The sequence below is a fragment of the Streptomyces sp. TAA486 genome, from assembly GCF_000426165.1.
The window spans coordinates 159,640-177,764 of record NZ_AUEV01000003.1 but is presented as its reverse complement, the minus strand read 5'-3'; the positions used below and the strand labels follow the sequence as shown (position 1 = coordinate 177,764).

Annotated in this window: 17 protein-coding genes, 1 tRNA gene and 2 pseudogenes; 12 read left to right on the top strand and 8 right to left on the bottom strand. The window is 69.9% G+C overall.

The features are described 5' to 3' along the window. Positions 1–33 precede the first annotated feature (33 nt). Together I004_RS0107510 and I004_RS0107505 are read right to left on the bottom strand one after the other, a co-directional pair. Positions 34–255, bottom strand: coding sequence for an FmdB family zinc ribbon protein (locus I004_RS0107510; protein WP_028434965.1), 222 nt, complete (start codon positions 253–255; stop codon positions 34–36). Between the two features lie 91 nt (positions 256–346). Further along, positions 347–1,603 carry a coiled-coil domain-containing protein gene (locus tag I004_RS0107505; RefSeq protein WP_199779355.1) on the bottom strand — a complete coding sequence of 419 codons (1,257 nt, stop codon included), beginning with the start codon at positions 1,601–1,603 and terminating at the stop codon, positions 347–349. 282 nt (positions 1,604–1,885) lie between these two features. Between I004_RS0107505 and I004_RS0107500 the strand changes: the two genes are divergently transcribed. Further along, positions 1,886–1,957 (top strand) — tRNA-Val (locus I004_RS0107500). Between the two features lie 343 nt (positions 1,958–2,300). On the opposite strand, the pseudogene I004_RS38040 reads toward I004_RS0107500, so the two are convergent. Continuing rightward, positions 2,301–2,498: pseudogene (locus tag I004_RS38040) on the bottom strand (IS5-like element ISDge16 family transposase); the annotation flags it as partial. A gap of 260 nt (positions 2,499–2,758) precedes the next feature. Here I004_RS38040 and I004_RS0107495 point away from each other — a divergent pair. The 6 genes from I004_RS0107495 to I004_RS0107470 are packed head-to-tail and all read left to right on the top strand — an operon-like array spanning position 2,759 to position 7,953. Then, entirely contained in the window at positions 2,759–3,769 is a 1,011-nt protein-coding gene (locus I004_RS0107495) for a LacI family DNA-binding transcriptional regulator (protein WP_028434963.1), read from the top strand. Then, a complete protein-coding gene (locus I004_RS0107490; RefSeq protein WP_051344820.1) occupies positions 3,769–4,734 on the top strand; it encodes a ribokinase in 966 nt (321 codons plus the stop codon). The genes I004_RS0107495 and I004_RS0107490 overlap by 1 nt, the downstream gene beginning before the upstream one ends. Then, complete coding sequence (rpiB, locus tag I004_RS32800; RefSeq protein WP_486579840.1) at positions 4,731–5,261, top strand: ribose 5-phosphate isomerase B; 531 nt, start codon at positions 4,731–4,733, stop codon at positions 5,259–5,261. The genes I004_RS0107490 and rpiB overlap by 4 nt, the downstream gene beginning before the upstream one ends. Continuing rightward, the gene (locus I004_RS0107480) at positions 5,258–6,709 is read left to right on the top strand and encodes an Nramp family divalent metal transporter (RefSeq protein ID WP_028434961.1); all 1,452 of its coding nucleotides are present in this window, start codon (positions 5,258–5,260) and stop codon (positions 6,707–6,709) included. The genes rpiB and I004_RS0107480 overlap by 4 nt, the downstream gene beginning before the upstream one ends. A gap of 10 nt (positions 6,710–6,719) precedes the next feature. Further along, a complete protein-coding gene (locus I004_RS0107475; protein WP_158677014.1) occupies positions 6,720–7,103 on the top strand; it encodes a hypothetical protein in 384 nt (127 codons plus the stop codon). A gap of 1 nt (position 7,104) precedes the next feature. Beyond that, positions 7,105–7,953 carry an NAD(P)-dependent oxidoreductase gene (locus I004_RS0107470; protein ID WP_028434959.1) on the top strand — a complete coding sequence of 283 codons (849 nt, stop codon included), beginning with the start codon at positions 7,105–7,107 and terminating at the stop codon, positions 7,951–7,953. A gap of 467 nt (positions 7,954–8,420) precedes the next feature. Here the strand turns inward: I004_RS0107470 and I004_RS0107465 are convergent, their stop codons facing one another. Further along, the gene (locus I004_RS0107465; protein ID WP_028434958.1) at positions 8,421–8,945 is read right to left on the bottom strand and encodes a DUF6578 domain-containing protein; all 525 of its coding nucleotides are present in this window, start codon (positions 8,943–8,945) and stop codon (positions 8,421–8,423) included. 206 nt (positions 8,946–9,151) lie between these two features. Between I004_RS0107465 and I004_RS0107460 the strand changes: the two genes are divergently transcribed. Next, positions 9,152–9,535, top strand: a complete 384-nt coding sequence (locus tag I004_RS0107460) for a DoxX family protein (RefSeq protein ID WP_028434957.1) — start codon at positions 9,152–9,154, stop codon at positions 9,533–9,535. Here I004_RS0107460 and I004_RS0107455 read toward each other — a convergent pair. Beyond that, complete coding sequence (locus I004_RS0107455; protein WP_051344818.1) at positions 9,525–11,756, bottom strand: AAA family ATPase; 2,232 nt, start codon at positions 11,754–11,756, stop codon at positions 9,525–9,527. The genes I004_RS0107460 and I004_RS0107455 overlap by 11 nt on opposite strands. Before the next feature lie 279 nt (positions 11,757–12,035). Between I004_RS0107455 and I004_RS32795 the strand changes: the two are divergent. Next, positions 12,036–13,268, top strand: a pseudogene (locus I004_RS32795) (IS30 family transposase). A 124-nt stretch (positions 13,269–13,392) separates the two neighbouring features. Here the strand turns inward: I004_RS32795 and I004_RS40200 are convergent. After that, complete coding sequence (locus I004_RS40200) at positions 13,393–13,911, bottom strand: baeRF2 domain-containing protein (protein ID WP_486579870.1); 519 nt, start codon at positions 13,909–13,911, stop codon at positions 13,393–13,395. After that, the gene (locus I004_RS40195) at positions 13,892–14,422 is read right to left on the bottom strand and encodes a hypothetical protein (protein WP_486579839.1); all 531 of its coding nucleotides are present in this window, start codon (positions 14,420–14,422) and stop codon (positions 13,892–13,894) included. The genes I004_RS40200 and I004_RS40195 overlap by 20 nt, the downstream gene beginning before the upstream one ends. Positions 14,423–14,816: 394 nt before the next feature. Between I004_RS40195 and I004_RS0107440 the strand changes: the two genes are divergently transcribed. Further along, positions 14,817–15,212 carry a DUF2267 domain-containing protein gene (locus tag I004_RS0107440; RefSeq protein ID WP_028434955.1) on the top strand — a complete coding sequence of 132 codons (396 nt, stop codon included), beginning with the start codon at positions 14,817–14,819 and terminating at the stop codon, positions 15,210–15,212. 211 nt (positions 15,213–15,423) lie between these two features. Here I004_RS0107440 and I004_RS40190 read toward each other — a convergent pair whose 3' ends face one another. Further along, positions 15,424–15,984: an MmpS family transport accessory protein gene (locus I004_RS40190; protein WP_486579838.1), complete on the bottom strand. Its 561-nt coding sequence runs from the start codon at positions 15,982–15,984 to the stop codon at positions 15,424–15,426. 267 nt (positions 15,985–16,251) lie between these two features. On the opposite strand from I004_RS40190, the gene I004_RS32785 reads away from it, so the two are divergent. Then, positions 16,252–16,857 (top strand): hypothetical protein, encoded by a 606-nt coding sequence (locus tag I004_RS32785; protein WP_051344817.1) that lies wholly within the window; start codon positions 16,252–16,254, stop codon positions 16,855–16,857. A 169-nt stretch (positions 16,858–17,026) separates the two neighbouring features. Then, complete coding sequence (locus I004_RS32780; RefSeq protein WP_199779348.1) at positions 17,027–18,118, top strand: chitinase; 1,092 nt, start codon at positions 17,027–17,029, stop codon at positions 18,116–18,118. The last annotated feature ends 7 nt before the right edge of the window (positions 18,119–18,125 follow it).

Sequence of the window (18,125 nt, the reverse complement as noted above, 5' to 3'; positions counted from 1 at the left end):
CCCTCCTGCGCGGACCTGCTTTGCCGTCGGGTGTCAGCCGCAGCAACCGCCGCCGCAGCAGCCGCCGCCCGCAGGCGCGGCGCTCGCGGCGGGCGCCGACGCGGCGGACGTGCCGGCCACGGCGACCGTCGACAGGAGCTTCACGGTGTCCCCGTGCCCCTGAGGGCAGGCGGCCGGGGCACCGGATTCCGTCATGGGCCGGGCCAGTTCGAACTGCGTGTCGCACTCGCGGCAGCGGTACTCGTATCGGGGCATGCAGGAATGCTATCCGGCACACGGCAGTGGCGGCGCGCCCCCCGGAGGCGCAGCGGCGGACCTCACATGGGAAGCCGGCCGACCGCAGGCGTCAGTGCCCGGCCGCTCTCTGTTCCCGGATCTGTTCGACGACCCGCTGCACTGTCTCCTTCACGGCGTCCAGCTCGGTGAGGAGGTGCCAGTAGTCGGGATGGCGTCCCGTCAGCGCGGCCACGGCACGGTCGACGCGTGCGACGGCATCGTCCAGAGGCCCCGCGTGGGACGGATCCGGGGTGCTGCGGCCGGCCATCGCCAGCCGCTGGGCGTCGCGGATCGCGAAACGCGTGCGCTCGACCTCCTTCGTGTGGTCGAAGGAGACTTCGTTGAGCCGCTGCAGACGGTCCCCGGCTGCCTTGATCGATTCGTCGGCCGAGTTCAGCAGCGCCCGCACTGTCGACAGCTGCGACGTCGCGTCCGCCCAGCGCTGCTCGTCCCGCGCCTTGCGGCCCTCCGCCAGCTTCTCCTCCGCCTGCCGCACGGAGCGGGCCGCCTGGTCGGGGACCTGCTGCAGGTCCTGCCAGCACGCCGCGCTGAAGCGCCGCCGCAGCTCGCTGAGAACCGGCTCCACCTGGCCCGCGCGGGTGTGCAGGGCCTGCGCGCGCGTACGGAGCGAGGCGAGTCGCTTGTCGATCTCCGCCGCACGCTCAGGCAGACGAGCCGCCTCGCCGCGTACGGCCTCGGCCTCGCGCAGGACCCGGTCGGCACGCCGCAGCGTCTCCTGCACACCGTGCTGACCAGCGCCTTCGTTGAGTTTGGTCAGATCGGGCGAGAGCGCCGCGAGCCGGCCCGCGAGGTCGTCGGCCTTGAGCCCGGAGTCGCGGGTCGCGTCCAGCGCGTTCGACGCGGCGAGCAGGCCCTGCTTGGCTCGCTCGACGGCGGGAGCGAGGCGCGCCAGCTGCGTCTCGGCCTGCGACAGCAGCGGCCCCAGGCTCTCCCCGAACCGCTGCAGTTCACCCCTGACGCGCTCCAGGTCCTGCCGCACCTTGCCCAGCTCGGCCCGCGCGCGGGCGGCGGCGCCCGAATCGAGGTCGTCCCGGTCCAGGTCGTGAGCGTCCACGACGGAGATGTACTCCTGGCTGACCTGATCGATCCGGGAGCCGAAGTCCGCGAAGTCCGCCACCGCCTTGCGGGCAGCCGGGGAGTCGTCGACGGCGTTCAGCGTCTCGATGGAGATCCGCAGATCACGCTGTGCGGTGTCCAGCTCGTAGAAGGCCGCCGCGGCGTCGTCCTTGGCGGCTTGCGCATCGGCACGCTGGTGCTCCGCACGGGCGCCGCCCCAGCCCCAGCGGCGTGTACCGCCGCCGTTCATAGCCGCCACCGAACCTCTCCCCGCGTCCCCACGTGCCGCATCAGTGATCGCCGGTCATTCTCCCACCCTGTGCCAACGAACACACGAGCCAGTTCGTTCAACGATACGTGCAAAAGGCACCGAACAGATCGCGGACGGACCGCGCTCCCGACGCGAACCGGACCGCGCTCCCGACGCGAACCGGACCGTGCTCCCGGCGGAAGGCCGTGCGGCCGAGGGGGCAGCGTCAACAAGGGTTTGCGCCCTCGGGCGCGGGACAAGGTAGTCTGTGGCCTCGTTCTCGGGCGCATAGCTCAGCGGTAGAGCGCTTGCCTTACAAGCAAGATGTCACTGGTTCGATCCCAGTTGTGCCCACCGGGTAGACACCCCCTCTGATCAGCATTCGAAGGGCCGTCCACGTCGTTGCGTGGACGGCCCTTCGAGCGCTTGTCGCCGGTCGGGGAACCGAACAGGGAGCCAGTGCCGCTCGGTGCTACGTCACGGCGGCTCCCCTCGCCGTCTCCTTCGGCGAAGATGGCGTCCAGGACTTCGGCCCCCTCGGTTATCACAGGACGCACCTCCTCCGTACGAACTCCCACCGAGAGGGAGAGCACGACATACGTGTGTGTACGGGTTCCCTTGTCGGAGCCGAGAATGGCCTTCGCCTGTTCCAACGTGAGGGACTTACTCGGACGACCGGAGCGACCCTCCGGTGTGGTCACCAACTGCGCCACGTTGCGCAGCACCTTGTGCCTGCGATGCGGAGTCCGGCGAGGTAGATGGTTGCGGTCTTCTCGTAGCGGGTGGCGATGCCGCGCCACTGTTTCAAGCGGGTGATGGTCCGTTCCACGGCGGTGCGCTGTTTTTCTCGGTCGAAGGCCGGTGGTCTTCCGCCTTTGCTGCCACGTCGAAGTCGGTGTGCGCATCCACTGCTTTGATGCGCCGGCTATTCCCAGCCACCACCGCTTAGGTGCGTCGACGGCATGCCCGACGTTCATCGGGCCGTTACGTCGCGAATGCGCTGCCGGCTGCGGTGACGTGGCAGCTCACAGCCGGTCCGCGGATACGTACCGAAGTCTTGACGCCCCTTCGTACCCGGGCCTAGTTTCAGCCCATGCAAACGTTTGACCATGATTACCGGCATTCCCGTGCAAACGATTGTCCGGGGTGTGGCGCATGGTGACCATCCGGGACGTGGCCGCCGAAGCCGGCGTCTCCATCACCACCGTGTCCCGCGCGCTCAACGAGAGCGAACGCGTCGGCCCGGCGACCCGGGACCGGGTGCGCAGCGCGGCGCGGAAGCTGGGCTACGAGCCGAACGATCTCGCGCGCAGCCTGCACGGCAAGGCGACGGGCACGATCGCGGTGCTGGTGCCCGACATCACGAACCCGTTCTTCCCGGAGCTGGTCAACGGGATACAGGAGACCGCCACGGAGCACGGTCGGCTCCTGCTGCTGTGCCAGACCTCGGAGGACACGGACGTCGCCGTGCAGGAGCTGCTGCACCTGCGCCGGAAGCGGGTGGACGGAGTGGTGCTGGTCGGCGGTCTCGCCAGGGGCGAGGAGATCTCGGCGGCGCTGGCGGGGATGCCGGTGGTGACCGTGGACCGGGACACCAGCATCGACGGGGCGTGGGTGGTGCGCAGCAACCACCGGCTCGGCGGCCGCCTGGCGACCGAGCACCTGATCGAACTCGGGCATGAACAGATCGCCCACATCCGGGGCCCGGCGCATCTGTCGGTGGCCGAGGACCGGCACGACGGGTACCGGGACGCCCTGCACGATGCCGAACTCGCCTACGACGCCTCTCTGGTGGTCGAGGGCGGCTTCCTGGAGCAGGGCGGGTACGACGGGCTGCGCGCTCTGCGGCGGCGTCGGCGGCCGTTCAGCGCCGTGTTCTGCGGAAACGACCTGATGGCGATCGGCGCGCTGCGGGCGCTGGAGGACGTGGGGCTCGCCGTGCCGGAGGAGGTCAGCATCGTGGGGTTCGACGACATCCACCTGGCTTCGTACCTGCGTCCGGGCCTGACGACGGTCCACCAGCCGATCCAGGCACTCGGCCGCCGCGCCGCCGCTTTGCTGATCGACCGGGCGATGGACGGTCACGAGCCGGCCGTGGAGATGTTCGACGTGCACATCGTGCGGCGCCAGACGACCGCACGGAACCGCGGGCGGGCGGTGCGGTGATGGGCGGCGTGACTGTGCTGGGGAGCCTCAACGTCGACCTCGTCACCACCGTTCCGCGGTTGCCGCGCCGGGGCGAGACCGTCGCGGGCGGGAGCCTGAGCCGGCTTCCCGGCGGTAAGGGCGCCAACCAGGCCGTGGCGTGTGCCCGTGCCGGAGCGTCGGTGCGCATGGCCGGCGCGTGCGGAGAGGACGACGGGGGCGAGCTTCTCCTCGGCGCGCTCGAACGCGAGGGGGTCGACACCTCGTTCGTACGCCGCAGGCAGGACGTGCCGACCGGGACGGCCACCATCCTGGTCGAGAGCTGCGGCGAGAACGTGATCGCCCTGACCCGGGGTGCCAACGGCCACATCGACGACGGCGACGTCACGGCCGCCTGCGAAGCGCTCGGTGCCGGGGACGTGTTGCTGATGCAGTGGGAGATCCCGCTCCCCGTCGTACGCCGTGCCGCCTCGCTGGCCGCCGTGCGCGGGGCCACCGTCGTGGTGAACGCGGCACCGGTGCCGCAGGACCCGGACCAGCCGCAGGACCCCGACCTGCTGCTGGCGCAGGTCGACGTACTCCTCGTCAACGAGCACGAGGTGCGCCAGCTCGCGGCGGCCGACGGAACCCCGGCGGCCGACGGAACCCCGGCGGGGGACCGCACGGCCGAGGACTGCGCCCGCTCGCTCGCGGCCCGGCACGGTTGCCTCGTGGTCGCGACCCTGGGCGCCCGCGGGGCGATCGCCACCCGCGGCGAGCAGCCGCTCTTCTTCCCCGCACCGCGCGTTCAGGCAACGGACACCGTGGGAGCGGGGGACGCCTTCGCGGGCTACCTCGCCGCGGGGCTGAGCCGCGGAGTGGACGAGGAGGCGGCCATCGGGACGGCCGTCCTCGCCGCCTCGACGGCCGTGACCCGGCCGGGAGCCCAGGAGGCCATGCCCCGGCACACCGAACTCGGCAACCCACGCTCCACCGGAGGAACATGATGCGCCTGGCACTCGGCAACGACCACTGCGGTCTCGGAATCAAGGACCACATCAAGGGCGTCCTCGACGAGTTGGGCGTCGAGGTGACGGACGTGGGCACGCACACGACGGAGCCGGTCGACTTCCCCGACATCACGCGGCTGGTCTGTGAACCGGTCCGTAACGGAGAGGCCGACCGCGGAGTGCTCCTGTGCGGTACGGGGGTCGGCGCGTGCATCGCCGCCAACAAGATCCCCGGCATCCGCGCGGCCCTGTGCCACGACACCTTCTGTGCTCATCAGTCCGTGGAGCACGACGACGTCAACGTGCTGTGCATGGGTGCCTGGATCATCGGCCCCGTCACAGCCGAAGACGTGCTCCGCACCTTCCTGGGCGCCTCCTTCCACACCGACGAACACTTCCGCAGGCGCGTGGCCAAGCTGCACGAGATGGAACTGGCCGCCGCCCGCGAGCTGGCCCTGGGAGCGGAGCACCAGGCCACAGGCACCGAGTTCGAGCACCGAGCACCACGGAGTGATGCGTCATGACAGATCAGAACCAGGCGAGGGCGACGGGCGAGCACCTCACCTATCCGGAACCACCACACAGACTGCGACGGCGCCTCACCCTCGTGGGAGCCGCGACCGTTCTCGGCCCCGGCGCCATCATCGCGTCGGCCAACATAGGCAGCGGCGAGATGATCTTCGCCTCGCGAGGCGGTTCGATCTTCGGCTACGCGCTGATATGGGCGTTCGTCGTGGCGGCGATCACGAAGGCGGCGCTGGCGTACTCCATGAACCGCTACACCGTGGTGGCCGGGGAGCACCCGATGACCCGGTGGGCCACGGTCTTCCCCGGCCCGAAGGGCTGGTTCCCGATCGTCTTCGGAGCGACGTCGATCGCCGTCGTGCCGTCGTGGATGAGCGGCCTGGGCCTCGGCATCGGCGATCTGATCGGCGAATCCACGGTCGGCACCGGAGCGATGTGGGCCTCTCTTCTCATCGTCCTGTCGGCGGTGCTCTCCTGGGTGGGCGGCTACGACCGGCTGGAGACGGCGCAGACCGTCATCGTCGGGTTCATGCTGCTCGCCATCGCAGCCAGCGTCATCGTCCTGGAACCCGACTGGCTCGGTGCGCTGCGCGGATTCGTCCCCTCGGTCCCCGAGTACGCGACGTGGCTGGAGGCCGACTACCCGGACATCGCCGAGCGTTCGGTCTGGCTGGAGGTCGGCGCCTACCTCGGAGCGGTCGGCGGCGGCACGTACGACTACATCGCCTACGCCGGGATGCTCCGCGAGAAGAAGTGGGGCCTGCTCGCGCACCGTGACGTGAAGACGTTCAGCGAGCGGTTCGCCGACGCCGGCCGCGGTTCGTACCTGCCCCTGTCTCCGGACCCGGAGGAGGCCGAGAAGGCACGGGCATGGTCCCGGGTGCCGCTCGGGGACGCGGTCCTCTCCTTCTCCGCGATCGCGGTCTTCTCCATCATGTTCATGGTGAACGGCGCGTCGTTGCTGTCGGAGGAACGGCTGGTTCCTTCGGAGGACCAGACCCTGACCCACCAGGCCGGATTCCTCACAGCCGTCCATCCGACCTTCGAGTACCTCTACTTCGTGGCCGTCTTCTTCGCCTTCTTCGGCTCCCTCTACGCCTTCTGGGAGATGTACAGCTACACGGCCTACGAGAGCCTGGGCGCGGTCTCCGACCGAGTACGCCTGGCGGGCCAGCGGTCCGTACGTCCCTACCTCTATGGCTACATGCTGGTGACGTCGCTGATCCTGGTGTGGACGGTGGGCGAGCTCGTGGTCATCGTGACGCCGGCGTCCGTACTCGGCGGCCTGCTGATGAGTGGGGTCTTCTGCCTGGCCATCGTGTGGACGGAGAAGAAGGTGCTTCCGCCGCAGTACCGGCTGAACACCGCGGCCCGCTGGTGGGTGATCATCTCGGGGATCGTGCTGTTCCTGCTGGGCGTGGTCTCCACCTGGGAACTCTTCGCGTAGGGAGAGAGCGATGCGACCTGGAACCCTCATCATGGCGGCCTGCCTGGCGCTGGTGTCCTGCCTGCGCTTCACCGAGCAGGCCTACGGTCTCGCGGCGCTGTTCGCCGTCCTGGCGCTGGGCGCGCTCGCGCTCGGGGCACGCCCCGGGCGGACGGCGTCGCCGCCGCCCGCCGAATTCCCCTCGGCCGGCAGCGTGAAGGCGGCTTGGGCCACGCACGCGAGGAACGCACGCACCTGGCGCGCTATCGCGCTCTTCGGCTTCGCGGCCAGCGCGGTCGGCGCGTTCGTCTTCCCGCCGATGGCTCTGGTCGTGGCCGGGCTGTCGGTGTACGCGGTGCACCGGATGCGCCAGTCACGGCAGTCCACGTACCTGCTCGGGAAGGTGACCGACTGAGATGCGGACCGGATTCGTCGGCCTGGGCACCCTGGGAACACCCATGGTGCGTGCGTTGCTCGGCGGCGGCTGGGCCGTGCGCGTGTACGACGTCGACGCGCGCCGCGTGGAGGCCTGCGCGCGGGCCGGCGCCGAGGCGGCCGGTTCGGTCCGGGAGCTGGCCGGTCAGGAACTGGTGGCAGTGGCGGTGCCGGACGACGACGCCGTGACCCTCGTCCTGGCCGGCGACGAAGGGCTCTTCGCGCTGCTGGCTCCTGGTTCAACGGTCGTGCTGCACAGCACCGTGCGGCCGGAGACGGTGCGCCGTCTGAGCGAGCTGGGCAGCCGGCGCGGCATCCACCTGCTGGACGCCCCAGTCAGCGGCGGACCGGCGCGCGCGGAGAGCGGCGACCTGACGGTCATGGCCGGCGGCGACGGCGACGCGTTCCGGCGCGCGGAGCCGTTGCTGCACACCGTGGGCTCGGAGGTGGCACACGTCGGCCCGTCCGGAGCGGGCGCGGCGGTCAAGCTGGCCAACCAGCTGATGCTCTTCAGCGCCCTCGCCGGAGTGCACGAGGCCCTGGACCTGGCTGCGGCGTACGCCGTCCCCGAGGAGGCCGTCCTCGACGTCGCCCGGACGAGCCTCGGCGACTCCTGGGTGGTGCGCAACTGGGGCTTCTTCGACGGGATGGCGGCCGATTACGACCGCGGCGGCACGCCCGTACGGGAGCGGTCGTGGAGCAAGGACCTGTGGGACGTCGTCGTCACCGCCCGCGACGCGGACCTGCGGCTGCCCGTGGCAGGTCTGCTGGCACAGCACCTCACCGAGGTGGTCGAGGGCCACGCCCGCAGGAGCCGGCGCGAGCGGTGAGCGGCCATCCAGGCGAGCCATCCAGGGAGCCAGAGGTCACAACACTGACTACAACTCGCTGGACGGTAGCGGACCATCCACGCGTGAAGCTTCTGGTGAGAGGCGGCTTCGGGTCTGCTGCAGGGTCTGGTGACATCTGACCTGCCCCACCTCTCAGGTTCCGTAAGAGGGCCGTCGGTGGCGGGGCCTCGGCGAACGACCTCGAAGAAGCCGACAACATCGATCTGCTCACGTCCGGGCCCGTGCTGAACGGAACGGCCTGGCAGGTCACGGTCGAAAGCCTTAACAGCGGCACCACCGAGGGGCAGTTCTCTGCGGTCTGCGCGGATGTCGACGCCTGACATCTGATCCGCCGGCGGCCTGGCTCGTCCGTCAGGCCGGAACGGTCTCAGCGGTGCTGGGCCCTGGCCCGGAAGCGGGAGGAACACCTCCGGTTCGCGGGCCAGGGCCCTGGCATTCGGGGACGCCTACTGCCGCCGACCGCGGCGCCGGGCCCGGCCCCGGGTCACGTTCACCAGCGTGATGAGCCAGCCGTCGAGGCCGCACCGCCTGCCGCGCGGAGCGTCCGGACTGATAGCGCTGTTTGCGGAGCTGTCGACGGCGTGCAGCCACAACCGACCGGGCACCGGAGTGAACGCACGTGACCCTGGCGGGTCCTCCCGCCAGGACAGCGCCACCGTGTGGATGGCGCCGATCCGCGCGGTGACCCGCTCGGGCTCGCCGCCGGCCAAGCCGTGCAGGCTCATCTCGACCATCCCGTACATCCGCGCCCCCTTGGGCGGGGAGACGGGCTCCCGATCGACGGCCGTGCGGCGCAGAGCGGGCAGCTCGTCCGGGTCGAGCTCGGTGAGATGGTCCCGCCAGGTGGCCCCTTGGCCCTTGTCCAGGTCCATCAGCCCGAGCTCCCAGGCGACTTCGTCGTCGACGCGGAACGGTTTCCCGCAGCAGGAGTGCTCCCACTCCGCGTGGAACGCTTCCACTTGCTTCGCCACGCCGCCATCGTGCCCCGTCGTCCGGGTGGGGGCACCTGGATTACCGGGCCGCGGCGACTGCACGGACAGGGCGGGCGGTCCTGGTGGTGTGCGCGGGAAGCCGCTACGGGAGTGCACCTCCCCGGAAGGGGCGTCGGCGGATGTCACAGGGCGGGGACTGCTGTCCGTCCTAGGTGTGCAGGCGATTCTCGATCGAGGAGCGGATGATGAACCTCGCGCTGTGGATCGCTGCCGGACTGCTGGCCGTGGTGGCCCTGACCGGCGGCATCAGCAAGGCGTTCGTGCCCAAGGAGAAGCTGGCTGCGGCGAAGGGCGGGGGATGGACGGAAGACGCGGGCGTCGGCTTCGTGAAGACCCTCGGCGTCATGGAACTCCTCGCCGCGGCGGGCCTGATCCTGCCCGCCGTGCTCGGCATCGCGCCGGTTCTGGTGCCGGTGACCGCGGTCTGCTGGGTCCTGCTGATGGTGGGCGCGATGGTCACCCATGGCCGACGCGGCGAGTTCAAGTTCGTGGCGCTGAACCTCATCTACCTCGCGCTTGCGGCATGCATCGCGTGGGGCCGCTTCGGCCCCGAGCCCTTCACCGGCTGATGGCCCCCGCTTCCTCCAATCCGCCGAGCTCCGCGGGCAGTTCGACGGTGTGCAGCACCCCGAGACGCTGGGTGGCGCGGGTCAGTGCGACGTACAGGTCGCTCACTCCGTACTCGGCCGGTTCCACGACCAGCACCGTGTCGAACTCCAGCCCCTTGGCCTGCCTCGCGTCCAGCAGCACCACGTCCCGGGTGAGGTCGGGCTCGGGCCCGTGACCCGCGTCCGGCAGCTCCGCCAGGAGCGACGCGTGCAGCGCCGCCGGGGCGACGACCGCGACCCGTCCGCCGTCCAGGGCCGCCGCGGCCTCCCGCGCCACGGCAGCGGCGAGGACGTCGGCGGCGACTCGCAGCGCCCAGGGCCGCACCCCGGTCGACCGCACCGAGCGGGGCGCGGCGAACGACGTGTCGTGCGCCCGCAGGAACCCGGCCGCCACCTCCATGATCTCGGCGGGCGTGCGGTAGTTGACCCCCAGGCGCACGTGCTCCCAGCGGTCGCCCACATACGGTTCCAGGATGCGTTCCCAGGAGCCGAGCCCGGCGGTTTCCGCGGTCTGTGCAGGGTCGCCGACGAGCGTCATGGAACGCGTCGGGATGCGCCGCATCAGCAGCCGCCACGCCATCGCCGAGAGCTCCTGCGCCTCATCGACGACGATGTGGCCGAACGCCCAGGTCCGGTCGGCGGCCGCACGCTCGGCGGCGCTGCGGTGGTCGGCCTCCTCGTGCCGTTCGGCCATGCGCTCGGCGTCGATGATGTCGTGCGCGGCGAGGACCTCGGACTCCTCGTCCTCGAACTCGTACGTCTCCGAGCCGGCGGACAGCTCCAACACGCCCTGTGCGTAGGCGATCCGCTCCTGACGCTCGGCCTCGGCAGCCGCCTGGGCCGCACTGTCGTCCGCGCCGAGGAGTTCGGCGGCCTCGTCGAGGAGCGGCACGTCGGCCTGCGTCCACGCCCCGCCCTGACGCCGGATCAACGCGGCCGACTCGTCGTCGAGATGGACCGGATCCGCGAGGAAGTCCGCGACGAACTCCTGAGGGGTGAGCTGCGGCCACAGCTCGTCGATGGCCGCGTGGACCTCCGGGCTCGTCGCGATCTCCTTGCCCATCTGGGCGATGTCGTCGGGCCCCAGCAGATTCGGCCCGCCGAACGGGTCGGCGCCGATCCGCTCGACCAGTTGGTCCGTGAGCGCGTCGATGACGTGGAACGCGAAGACGGGCCTGGCCAGGTTGTGCGGCAGCCCGCTCTCGCGCGCCCGCCAGCGCGCGTCCTCGGCCATCGCCCGTTCCAGCTGGAGCGTCCCGTAGCCGTCGTGGTCGATCTCCGTCGCCCACTCGGGCGCGGTCTGACGGTCACGCAGTGCCTTCGCCAGCACGCCGGCCATCGCGACGCGTCCCTTGACCTCCGCGGCGGCGGGACTGTCGGTGCCGGTGGCGCGCACACCGGGGAAGAGTTCGCCGAGTGTCGCCAGCAGCACCCCGGTCTCGCCCAGGGACGGCAGCACGTCGCCGATGTACCTCAGGAAGGCCGGGTTGGGGCCGACGATCAGCACTGCCCGACGGGCCAGCAACTCCCGGTGCTCGTACAGCAGATACGCCGCCCGGTGCAGCGCGACCACGGTCTTCCCGGTGCCGGGACCGCCCTCGACGACCATGATGCCCTGGTGCGGTGCCCGGATGATGCCGTCCTGCTCGGCCTGGATCGTCCGGACGATGTCGTGCATCCGCCCCGTGCGGGCGGCGCCCAGGGCGGCCAGCAGGACCTCGTCCGCGTCCGTGCCCTCGTGGCCGGTGCGGGTCGGGTCGCTGAGGTCCATCAACTCGTCGTGCAGCGCGGTGACGGTGCGCCCCTCTGTGGTGATGTGCCGTCTGCGCCGCAGGCCCATCGGGGTATGACCGGTGGCCAGGTAGAAGGGACGCGCCACCTCGGCCCGCCAGTCGATCACCAGGGGCGTACGGGACGGGTCGTCCTGACGGATTCCGATGCGCCCGATGTGGTGGGTTGCGCCGTCCCGGAAGTCGAGGCGTCCGAAACAGAGCCCGTTCTCCCCCGCGTGGATCGCACTGAGCAGCCCGGACTGCTCCGCCACCAGCACATCCCGTTCGAGCCTGGCCTGAAAACCGTTCCCGGCCTGCACGAGCGCGTCGCGCATCGACTCCTCGGCCTGCTCCCTGAGCTGGTCGAGGCGGGTGTAGAGGCCGGTGATGAATTGCTGTTCCTGCCGCATTTCGTCGGTTGACAATTCCACTCCTGACGGGATATGCTGCTCGCGGTTGAATTCTTCCGATGCCCTTTTATGTGTGGGCATGAAAGATTGAATATACGCGAGATCAAGCCCCGGATGCCAATTCATCCAGGGCTTTTTCAATGTCTCACCGCTCCCGTGTGGGGAGAGCATGCCTGCGAGCCCACCCTGCGGCTGGTCGTGAGGCACCGCACGTCGAAGGCCCGCCGCAGGATTCTTGGGTTCTAGTGATCGTCGCAACACCCCAGCCCAAGGGGTGCGATGGACTTCGAGATCCGGGAGATCCGGACGGTGGCTCAAGGGCCCAAGAAGCTGCTGCGTGAGCGGGAGGCATACTCCCAGCTCGTGCAGCAGGGGCTGAGCAACAAAGAGGTATGCCGGATCGTGGGCATCAACGAGAAGACCGGCCGACGATGGCGGAACGGCCGGAGCGCCGACCGCAGACAGAAGGCGGCACCACCGATCAACGCGGTGGTGCCGCCTTCCGGTCCGTCCCGGTAATTGCGTGAGGCGGACCGGATACACATCGCTGATCGGTGGCGGGAGAAGGCCGGCATCCGGCAGATCGCCGCCGAGCTGGGCCGCAGCCCGTCCACCATCAGCCGGGAGATCCGCCGCAACGGCACACCCTTGCGAGGAGACCGTTCCCGGTTGGCCTACCGGCCGCACGCCGCCCAGGCCCGCGCAGAGGCCCGCCGCCCCCGTCCCAAGCCCGGGCAAGATCGGTCAGAACTGCGCGTTACGCGACTTCATCCAGCGTCACCTCGCGATGCGGTGGAGCCCGGAACAGATCTGCCACGCTCTGCGTGCACGTTTCCCCGACCGGCCGGAGATGCACGTGGTCCACGAGACGATCTACCGGGCCCTCTACGTCCAAGGCCGCGGAGAACTCCGTCGGGAGTGAGACAAGCCTTGCGCACCGGCCGCGCACGGCGCCGGCCGCACCGCCAGTCCAACAAGCGGCAACCGCGCAGCATCCCGAACATGGTGATGATCAGCGACCGTCCCGCCGAAGCCGCCGACCGGGCCGTTCCCGGCCACTGGGAAGGCGACCTCATCATCGGCAAGAACGGGAAATCCGCGATCGGCACCTTCGTGGAGCGATCCACCCGCTACGTGATGCTCGCCCACCTGCCCGCCGATCACAGCGCGGCCAGCACCCGCGACGCCCTCATCGAGACCGTCAAGATGCTCCCGCCGCACCTGCGGCGGTCCCTGACCTGGGACCAGGGCTCGGAGATGGCCGCCCACCAAGCCTTCACCATCGCCACCGACATCCCCGTCTACTTCTGCAACCCCGCCAGCCCCTGGCAACGCGGCTCGAACGAGAACACCAACGGCTTGCTCCGGCAGTACTTCCCCAAAAGCACCAACCTCTCGGTCCACACCCGCGAGCACCTGGATGCCGTCGCCGCCGAACTCAACAGCCGCCCATGCAAAACGCTCGGCTGGGAAACCCCAGCCGAGCGCCTGCATAAACTCCTCGTGGCCTGATCAACACGACCACGTGTTGCAACGACCCCCAGAAAGCGCCATTCGCGGCGGGCCCTTCATGGTCCACCGTATGGGCGGACCGGTGCGGCGAACCGGGCGCTGCTCGCCTTCGGTTGGGCGCCGGTCAGCCCTCGGGGTGGAAGCGGAGGATGCCGGCGCTGCCGCCCTCCAGCCCGGTGCCCTGCGGCACGAGGGCCAGGTGGGCGCCGGTCCGCGAGGCCTCCCTCAGGAGCAGGGACTCCCGCTTCGCGGCCGCTTCCTCCTCCAGTAGCAGGGTCTCCAGGGCGCCGGTCTCGGCGGCCTTGAGGACCTGCGCGTCACCCTGCACCGCGTCCTGGTGGCCGAGCGCTTCCTGCAGCCGGGACGCGTTGTCCTGGAGCCGCCGCTCGATGTGCTCGGTGGCGATGCGCAGCACCTCTTCGTCCAGGGCATCCTGGGCTCCCAGGTCGGGTGCGCCGCCGCGCGAGGTCTCAACGACCTTGCCGTGCAGGTCGCCGGGCAGCTGGTCGCGCGAGGAGGTGCGGTCCTGTACCTCGCCGGCGAGGATCACCACGTCGGGTGTGAAGCGGTCGAGCGCGGAGGAGACGGCCGCAGCCAGGGCGTCGCCGTTCGCGACCGTGGCGTCATCCGTGCGGTGCCGGATGCGCCGGTGGGCCGGCTCTCCCGTGCGCGAGCGGTGCGAACCTTCGGCCGCACCGTCCTGCGCCCCGTTTCGGAGACTCCGTCAGGTCCCGGGCCACGACGAGCCTGCTCAACTTCGTCTCGTCATGCCCGGCGACGAGCAGCAGCACCCGGGCCGCGTGGGTGGCCTCCCGTACGTAGGCACCCGGTTGGGGAAGTACGCCCCAGCGGGCGTCGTCGCCCGCGCCCAGCGAGGCGTCCCACGGCTCGTCGAGAACGACCTCGCCACGGTCGGACGCCACGAGAACCCGGCCGTTGACCTGCTCCTCGCCGGCCTTGTCCCGCGCGAGCGCACTGTCGAGAGCCGTGAGCGCGGCCTCGTTGGCACCGTCGGCCGCGAGCCTCTCCCGCAGGGACTTCCAGCGAAGCCGGACCTGGTCCGCGGCGTCCTCGCCAGGAGAGCGGCCCTCCAGGTAGACGGTGGCGAAGGCTTCTCCTTCCGTGTAAAGCGGCTTGAGCGGAGTGAGTTCCACTGCTTGCTCCTTCGGCTCTGGGCTGTGCAAGCGGCTTTCTGTGGCCGGCCCCTGGGCCTCACCAGTAAGCCGCAGTGAACTTCGGGGGCCGAACGCAGCGTGAGGCCGCCGTCCGACTTGCCTCTCACCCGCCCGTCAAAACCCAAAGGAATCAATCAAGTCAATTCATGTATAAGGGGCTGAGCAGTGCATATCGGAAGTACGTGGATATTCTTCACCGGACAGCGGTGAATGAAACGAGGCCGGTTTCAGCGGCACGCACAGGGAAACCCAACACATTCACCCATCGGAAAAGGTCCGCTGCCCAGCCCTTTCCGTGCCCTGCATGCGAGAGAGGTTTTGTTCCGGCGATGTCGCCGGTGAAACCCGGAATGACGAAGACAGGTGTCCATTCATGCGCGAAGACGAATTCCTGGCACAGGTCCGCGACCTGGGCGACTACCAGGATCAGGACGAGGCCTACCGCGTGACCTACGCCGTACTGACGGTTCTGGCCTCCCGGATCACCGCGAGCGAGGCTCACGATCTCGCCGCGCAGATTCCGCCGCCCCTGGACGAGCCCCTGCGGGACGAGGACCGCGCTGACGGCGAACCCTTCGATCTGAACGAGTTCTACAGCCGCATCAGCGAACGCACCGGCGCCCGCCCCCACACCGCCGAATGGGACGCCACCGCCGTGTTGTCCGCGGTTTCTCACGCGGTTTCGGCCGGGCAGGTCAGGCATCTGGTCAGCCAGCTTCCCGACGATTTCGCCCCGCTGTTCCACAAGCAGGTGAACAGTCGTCGCTGAGGCGACGTCACCGCAGCGCGGATGCGGCTGCAGGAACCCGGGAACCCCGGACGTGGACCGCTTGGGGATTCCTTGCGCGGTTCCACGCGTGGCCCGTGCCACCCCGAACGTCGAGGGCCGCCGCGAACTTGCGGCGGGCCCTCGACGTGCTCAGATGACCGGCCCTGCGGCCGGGATGGGGTATCGCTCTCCGCCGTGACGGGCGGTCAGATCAGTTCCAGCCGCCGAGCGGGTCGCCGGACAGCTGGGTGTTGCAGATGTTGTATCCGCCCGAGGCGTGGCCCTTCTTCGTCTTGCCGTCGACCGTGACGGAGCAGTGGATGTCTCCACCGCCCTGGAGCTGGGCGTTGATGTGGTACCACAACGCGTCGTCCTTGAGCTTCATGGACTTGGTCATGGGCAGGCCCTCGCCCTGGATGGAATCGGAGTCGCTTCCGTAGTTGATGTCGACGCCGGCGGGCGCGGTGCCCCAGACCTTGAAGACCACCTTCTCCGCTCCGCCCTTGTCGGCCTCCGGCGTCGCCTTGGCCGCGTCCTTCGGCTCGTCCTTCGCCTTGTCCTCGGTGTTTCCGGACGCGGCTTGCTTGTCCGATCCGCTGTTGCCGCTCTCGCCGCCGCCCATCACGGCCGAGGCGAGCACGATGAGTATGACCAGAGCGACGATGCCGAAGCATCCGATGCCCAGGAACCTGCCGGTGGAGGATTTGCGGGGCTGCAGGGCGGGCGGGTACGTCGTCGTGGGGGCGCCCCAGCCGGGCTGCTGTCGGCTCATCGTCGTGTCTCCGTGGATGTGATGGAAGGGTGAAGGAGAGATGGCGATGATGTGACCGGTGGAGTGAGGTGATGGTTGTACGGCGTTCAAGTAATTCTGGTGACGGTTGCTGAATCGCCGAACTGGCCCCCACGGCCAGGGCGTTGGAGGTCCCGGCCCGCGCTGGCCACGGGAACCGGGGAGCGTGCCGGCTGCGTCTTCGGGGCGTCTCTGCCGCCGGGCGGAGGCGCTCCGACGGGGAACGACCACTCAGAGGGGAACCACGACGTGGGCATCCGCAAGGCACACAGGGCAGGGCTTGCCGGGCTGGCCGTCGTCGCGCTGCTGGCGACGGGTTACGGCACCGCACAAGGCGTCTCCGCCGCTGAGGACGTGCGGGGGGACACGGGCAGCGCCGACGTGCGACACGAGCCGGCCGCCGCGGCCGCGGACGACGACTACGAGTCGACGCTTGAGCTCGGCGACGGCCGCAAGGTCAACGTCCGGCTGGTGAAGGGCACCGGCGTGCAGGAGAGGCACCAGCCGGCCGGCGGCGGGAAGTGGAGCAAGTGGAAGACGCTCTACAAGACCAGGACGGACCTCTGCCAGGGCGTCGGCCTCGCCGAGCGTGAAGGCACGGTCTCCCTCATCGCCGACTTCGGGCTCTACTGCTCCGACGGTGAGCCGCCGACCGAGTCGGTCGCCGGGGTGGGCACCGGCGATCTGACCGACTGGGACATCGACATCACGAAGGACTTCGACGGCTGGCAGGACACGTCCATCAACGACGACGGCAGCAGGGTCGTCTTCCTCTACGACAGCGACTTCGGTCTCTACACGCTCCGCTGGGAGCGGAGTGAGGGCTTCTCGGAGATCGTCCGCCCGGAGGAGTGACCCGCCTTCCGTCAACTCCCCGAGGACTACGGGACGTTGAGGCGCGGGCAGTGCGGAGCACGCGTCCGTACGGACGCAGGACACGCCGGTGCCAGGATGCTGTGTCCCGGCGCCCGGCGTGTTCAGCATCTCGGCAGGGAGGGGCACCGGCCGAGAGATGAGGGATCGGATGAGAGCACTGACCCGCCTTTGCGCCACCCGCACCACCCGCGCCACCGGTTCCGCCCGTGGCGGCACCCACTGCGCCGTAACGGTACGGACCGGACTCGGCCGCGCCGTCGCCGTCGCGGCGGTCGTCCTGGCCCTGGCCGGTGCCGTGACCCCCGCCGCTCCCGCTCCCGCTGCCGCGCGGGCGACTGCCGAACCGCCGCCGCCCGCCCCGATGGCCGTCGCCCCGTACCTCTCGCTCGGCTGGGGAGACCCGCCGGACCCGGCGAAGGTGATGGAGGAGACGGGCGTGCGCTGGTTCTCGCTCGCCTTCGTCCTCAGCAGCGGCACATGCGAGCCGCGCTGGGACGGGTACCGGCCGCTGACCGGCGGCGTCGACGAGCGTACGGTCCGGGCCGTGCGGAAGGCCGGCGGCGACGTCATCCCGTCCTTCGGGGGCGGAGCGGGTCACAAGCTGGAGCAGAGCTGCCCCGACTCGGCGTCGCTCGCGGCCGCCTACCAGAAGGTGATCGACGCCTACGACCTCAAGGCGATCGACATCGACATCGAGATGAGCGCGTACCGGAGTGCGCAGGCGCAGCTGAAGATGCTCGGTGCGCTCGCCGCCGTACAGAAGGCGAACCCCGGACTGGTCACGTACATCACGCTGCCCAGCTACCGTTCCGGGCCCGACAGTTCGCTCATCGACCGGGCGGCGCAGACGGGTGTGGAGCCGGATGCCTGGAGCATCATGCCCTTCTCCTTCGTGCCGTCGGCGAAGGGCGAGGACATGGGACTCATCAGTACCCGCGCGGTGGACGGGCTCAGGAACCGGCTGGTGAACGCCTACGGCTACACGGAGACCGAGGCGTACAAGCACGGCGGCGTCTCCTCCATGAACGGGATCACGGGGGAGGGCGAGACGATCGGTGTCGCGGACTTCCGAACCATCGCCGCCCATGCGCGCCTACACAAGCTGGGCAGGCTCACCTTCTGGTCTGTCAACCGCGACCGGCCGTGCGGCAGCCGCCCCTACCCGGCCGAGGACCGGTGTTCGGGCGTGCAGCAGAAGCCCTGGGAGTACACCAGGACGCTGGCCCAGTACGGGCGGTGAATGCATT

Excerpts from the sequence above, each read along its gene's own strand:
- I004_RS0107510 (WP_028434965.1), bottom strand. The coding sequence starts at position 255 with ATGCCCCGATACGAGTACCGCTGCCGCGAGTGCGACACGCAGTTCGAA.
- I004_RS0107505 (WP_199779355.1), bottom strand. The coding sequence starts at position 1,603 with ATGAACGGCGGCGGTACACGCCGCTGGGGCTGGGGCGGCGCCCGTGCG.
- I004_RS0107495 (WP_028434963.1), top strand. The coding sequence starts at position 2,759 with ATGGTGACCATCCGGGACGTGGCCGCCGAAGCCGGCGTCTCCATCACC.
- I004_RS0107490 (WP_051344820.1), top strand. The coding sequence starts at position 3,769 with ATGGGCGGCGTGACTGTGCTGGGGAGCCTCAACGTCGACCTCGTCACC.
- rpiB (WP_486579840.1), top strand. The coding sequence starts at position 4,731 with ATGATGCGCCTGGCACTCGGCAACGACCACTGCGGTCTCGGAATCAAG.
- I004_RS0107480 (WP_028434961.1), top strand. The coding sequence starts at position 5,258 with ATGACAGATCAGAACCAGGCGAGGGCGACGGGCGAGCACCTCACCTAT.
- I004_RS0107475 (WP_158677014.1), top strand. The coding sequence starts at position 6,720 with ATGCGACCTGGAACCCTCATCATGGCGGCCTGCCTGGCGCTGGTGTCC.
- I004_RS0107470 (WP_028434959.1), top strand. The coding sequence starts at position 7,105 with ATGCGGACCGGATTCGTCGGCCTGGGCACCCTGGGAACACCCATGGTG.
- I004_RS0107460 (WP_028434957.1), top strand. The coding sequence starts at position 9,152 with ATGAACCTCGCGCTGTGGATCGCTGCCGGACTGCTGGCCGTGGTGGCC.
- I004_RS0107455 (WP_051344818.1), bottom strand. The coding sequence starts at position 11,756 with ATGCGGCAGGAACAGCAATTCATCACCGGCCTCTACACCCGCCTCGAC.
- I004_RS0107440 (WP_028434955.1), top strand. The coding sequence starts at position 14,817 with ATGCGCGAAGACGAATTCCTGGCACAGGTCCGCGACCTGGGCGACTAC.
- I004_RS40190 (WP_486579838.1), bottom strand. The coding sequence starts at position 15,984 with ATGAGCCGACAGCAGCCCGGCTGGGGCGCCCCCACGACGACGTACCCG.
- I004_RS32780 (WP_199779348.1), top strand. The coding sequence starts at position 17,027 with ATGAGAGCACTGACCCGCCTTTGCGCCACCCGCACCACCCGCGCCACC.